The 4,471-nt window shown below is 59.3% G+C and carries 3 protein-coding genes and 1 pseudogene; 3 read left to right on the forward strand and 1 reads right to left on the reverse strand.

Annotation, left to right across the window (positions count from 1 at the left end):
• Positions 1-795: pseudogene (gene selD / locus ACETWG_06795) on the reverse strand (selenide, water dikinase SelD).
• Between the two features lie 297 nt (positions 796-1,092).
• Between selD and ACETWG_06800 the strand changes: the two are divergent.
• The 3 genes from ACETWG_06800 to ACETWG_06810 all read left to right on the forward strand — a co-directional run.
• Positions 1,093-2,964, forward strand: coding sequence for a 2-oxoacid:acceptor oxidoreductase subunit alpha (locus ACETWG_06800; protein ID MFB0516295.1), 1,872 nt, complete (start codon positions 1,093-1,095; stop codon positions 2,962-2,964).
• Positions 2,957-3,988, forward strand: a complete 1,032-nt coding sequence (locus ACETWG_06805; protein ID MFB0516296.1) for a 2-oxoacid:ferredoxin oxidoreductase subunit beta — start codon at positions 2,957-2,959, stop codon at positions 3,986-3,988. Before ACETWG_06800 ends, ACETWG_06805 begins: the two co-directional genes overlap by 8 nt.
• A gap of 157 nt (positions 3,989-4,145) precedes the next feature.
• A partial coding sequence (locus tag ACETWG_06810; protein ID MFB0516297.1) for a lyase family protein occupies positions 4,146-4,471 on the forward strand: 326 nt, incomplete at its 3' end.

A 4,471-nucleotide genomic window follows, 5' to 3' on the forward strand; every position in this document is an offset into this window, starting at 1 on the left:
ATAGTCCAGGTTGTGGCGGGTGCCGCCGGGGATAGTGCCTCGGGCGGCTAGGTCGAGAGTGCCGGGTAGGACCGGTAGGGCATCTATATCAACGGCAGCCTGTACGCCGTTGGCGGTGCACATTTCCAACAAATGTCCGAGTAAGCCGAAGCCAGTCACGTCGGTCATGGCGTGGACGCCCACCTCCAGGGCGGCTTCCGAAGCGGCGCGGTTCAGCGTGGTCATGGTCTCCACGGCCCGGGCTACCACCTCAGCGGGGGCGACACCATGCTTGACGGCGGTGGCGATGATGCCGGTGCCCAGGGGCTTGGTGAGCACCAGCCGGTCGCCTGCTTGAGCGGTGTCGATGCGGACCAGGTTCTCTTCGGCAGCCTCGCCGGTGACCACCAGGCCGTACTTGGGCTCCGGGTCGTCGATGGTGTGGCCGCCGACGATGTGGATGCCGGCTTCGTGGGCCTTATCGGAGCCCCCGCGCAGCATCTCGGACAGCGTGGCAAGGGGGAGTTCGTCCCGTGGGAAGCAGACGATATTCAGGGCGAACAGGGGTCTGGCACCCATGGCGTAGATGTCGGAGAGAGCGTTGGCGGCGGCGATCTGACCGAACTGGTAGGGATCATCCACGATGGGGGTGAAGAAGTCCACGCTCTGGACGATGATACGGCCGCCAGTGCGGCCTGAGGGATCTTCCAGGCGGTATGCGGCGGCGTCGTCGGTGGTTTCGAAACCGACGAGAATTCGCTCGTCAGCAGACAGCCGGGGCAGCTGACCCAGAACCTGGGCCAGGTCCTCAGGACCGAGCTTGCAGGCTCAACCCGAGCCGTGGCTGTATTGTGTCAGGCGCTTGTGCATACCGGGGGAAATTTAGCTACGGGCTTGGGTGGGAGGGGGTGGATTTTTACCCCGGTCAGCCGCGGATGAAGGGTCACTCTGGCGGCATAAATAGCTGCGCCTGTCTGAGGGGAAATAACTGACCCGAAAATCGTTCCTCCCGTCAGGCTGCATGGGTAACTTTTATCTCGCCACGAGCGGATTCGGAACGGATACGCGAGCAGATATGGTGGGTGAAAGTTGGAGTGTTTTGAAGCTTAAGCCATGAGTGAACCGGATAAAAGTCCCGAGAAGTCGGTCCAGGAAGTTGACCAGGTCACCATCCGGTTTGCCGGTGATTCCGGGGACGGGATGCAGTTGACCGGCAGCCAGTTTACGGAGACGACCGGCATCGTGGGCAATGATCTGGCTACCCTGCCCGACTTTCCGGCCGAAATTCGCGCACCGGCCGGCTCCCTGGCCGGCGTGAGTTCGTTCCAGATTCAATTCGGCCGCGAAGATATCCAGACGCCCGGTGACCAACCCGACGTGCTGGTGGCAATGAATCCCGCCGCCCTGAAAGTCAACCTGCCTGAGCTGCGACCCCACGGCACCATCATCGCCAACAATGCCACCTTCAATAAGCGCAACCTGCAGCTGGCCGGCTGGGAAACCAATCCCCTGGATTATGATACCCTGGCCGAGTACACGGTTGTCAGCATTGACATGATCCTTCTGGTGGAAAAGGCCCTGGAGGATCTTGGTCTCAGCGGTAAAGTGGTGGCCCGGTCCACCAACATGTTCGTCCTGGGCCTCCTCTACTGGCTGTACGACCGCCCGCTGGAGAACACCTTTCAGTTCATTGAAGCTAAATTCAAGTCGCACCCTGAGATCGTGGAGGCTAACAAGCGGGCGCTGCAGGCGGGCTATAACTATGGTAGAACCACCAGGCTGATCTCCACCAAGTATGTGGTTACTAAAGCGACCCTCCCGCCGGGAACCTATCGCAATATTATGGGCAACCAGGCCCTCGCGCTGGGATTGGTGGCTGCCAGCCAGAAAAGCGGCCTGCGCCTCTACTACGCCAGCTATCCCATTACCCCGGCCAGCGACATTCTGCACCAGGTATCCAATTACAAGAATTTCGGTGTCATCACCTTCCAGGCCGAGGACGAGATCGCGGCGGTTACTTCCGCGATCGGGGCTTCCTTTGCCGGTGCCCTGGCGGTTACGGGTACCAGCGGTCCGGGCATGGCCCTGAAAACCGAGGCTATCGGATTGGCGGTGTCCACGGAGTTGCCGCTGGTTATTGTCAACGTGCAGCGCGCCGGTCCCAGCACCGGAATGCCCACGAAAAGCGAGCAGGCGGATTTATACCAGGCCATGTATGGCCGTAACGGAGAGACCCCGGTGGTGGTCCTGGCGGCTTCCTCACCGGCCAATTGCTTCGACATGGCCTATGAGGCCTGTCGCATCGCGGTCCGGCACATGATCCCGGTGATCCTCCTTGCTGATGCCTACCTGGGGAACGGCTCCGAACCCTGGCTGCTGCCCTCCGTGAAGGAACTGCCTTCGATTGAAAATAATCACATCACCGCCCCTGGCGGTGACTTCCGGCCTTTTGAAATCGTGGACTCCGGGACCATGGCTCGGGGCTGGGCTATTCCTGGCACCCCCGGTCTGGAACATCGCATCGGGGGGCTGGAAAAGGACGCGCTGACCGGCAACGTCAGCTATGACGCCGAAAACCACGAGCAGATGGTTCGTCGCCGTCAGAAGAAGGTGGAGGTGGTGGCTGACCATATACCGCCGGTCGCCCCCTTCGGAGACGAACATGGGGACCTGCTGGTGCTGGGGTGGGGTTCGACCTATGGCGCCGTGCGGACTGCAGTGGAACGGGTCAGAGCGAAGGGCCATGGCGTGTCCCACTTGCACCTGCACCATCTCAATCCCTTCCCGAAAAACCTGGGGGAGGTGCTGGTTAAGTTCCGTAGGGTGCTGATACCGGAGCTCAACCTGGGCCAGTTGGCGCGGATCGTCCGGTCAGAGTTTCTGACTGACGCCGTTTCACTTAATAAAGTACAGGGCAGACCTTTTACCGCCGGTGAGATAGAGGAGAAAGTGCTGGCCGTGTTGAAGGAGACACGGGATGCCTGAGAGTGAGGTGACCGTAGAGCCGCGCGCCCTGACCCGCAAAGAATTCATCTCCGACCAGACGGTCCGGTGGTGCCCCGGCTGTGGGGACTACTCCATCCTGGCCCAGGTCCAGAAGACCTTCCCGGAACTGGGACGCAAAAGGGAAGATTTTGTCTTCGTATCGGGCATTGGCTGCTCCAGCCGCTTTCCCTACTATATGAATACTTACGGCTTTCACAGCATTCATGGTCGGGCAACCGCCGTGGCCACCGGTGTGAAGCTGGCCAATCCCGACCTGAGTGTCTGGGTGGTGACGGGTGATGGGGACGGCCTGAGCATCGGGGGTAATCATCTCATTCATCTCCTGCGGCGGAACCTGGATATTAATGTCCTGCTGTTCAACAATCGCATATACGGGCTCACCAAGGGCCAGTACTCGCCCACCTCGGAGTTCGGTAAGGTGACCAAGAGCACTCCGCTGGGATCCATCGACTGGCCCTTTAATCCCCCCTCGCTGGCCCTGGGCGCCGCAGCTACGTTTATTGCCCGGAGCATTGATGTCGAAGGCAAGCATCTCCAGGGGATGATCGAGGCCGCCTACCGCCATCATGGCACCTCGTTCCTGGAGATCTACCAGAACTGTATCATTTTTAACGACAACGCCTTTGCCGACCTGACCGAAAAGGAAACCAAGGCCGAGCGCCAACTGCTGGTGGAGCACGGTAAACCCATGCTGTTCGGGAAGGACCGGACCAAGGGTATCGGTATGGATGGCCATCGCCCGGTGGTTATCGATCTGTCCGATGGCAAGCACTCTATGGATGAGGTCCTCATCCATGACCAGACCGACAGGATGATCGCTTCGATCCTAAGTGAGATGACCTATCGGCCGGAGTTTCCCATGCCGCTGGGGATTATCTATCAAGTGGAGAAAAGCACCTACGAGGATCTGGTCTACGAGCAGATCGACCGGGCGGTTGAAAAAGCCGGTCCGGGAGACATGGCAGCTATTCTCCACGCCGGCCATACCTGGGAGATTAAGTGAGCAGGACAGACTGGCGGTATGCTATCATAAAAAATTATAAACATATCCCCGCGTCCCGTGCGCAAGGGCGATCATCGGGAAGGAGGCTGACGCCTAATACCTTATACGCCAGCCAGATTGCGCTATCACTATGCTAACATAAGAAGGAACGAACAAAATGGGAACCCGAGTTGAACGAGATTCCATGGGCGAGATGCTCGTCCCGGATACGGCCTACTACGGTGCCCAGACCCAGCGGGCCGTAGAGAACTTCCCCATCAGTGGACTACCTATTCCCACCGGTATGATCCGGGCGCTAGGGATGATCAAGAAAGCAGCTGCTAAGGTGAACCTGGACCTGGGCCTGTTGGACAAGGAGCGGGCAGCAGCCATTATGGAAGCTGCCCAGGAGGTTATCGATGGCAAATTCGATGACCAGTTTCCCATCGACGTTTTCCAGACCGGCTCCGGCACCTCCAGCAACATGAATGCCAACGAGGTCAT

This window comes from Candidatus Neomarinimicrobiota bacterium, assembly GCA_041862535.1.
Classification (GTDB): Bacteria; Fidelibacterota; Marinisomatia; order SCGC-AAA003-L08; family TS1B11.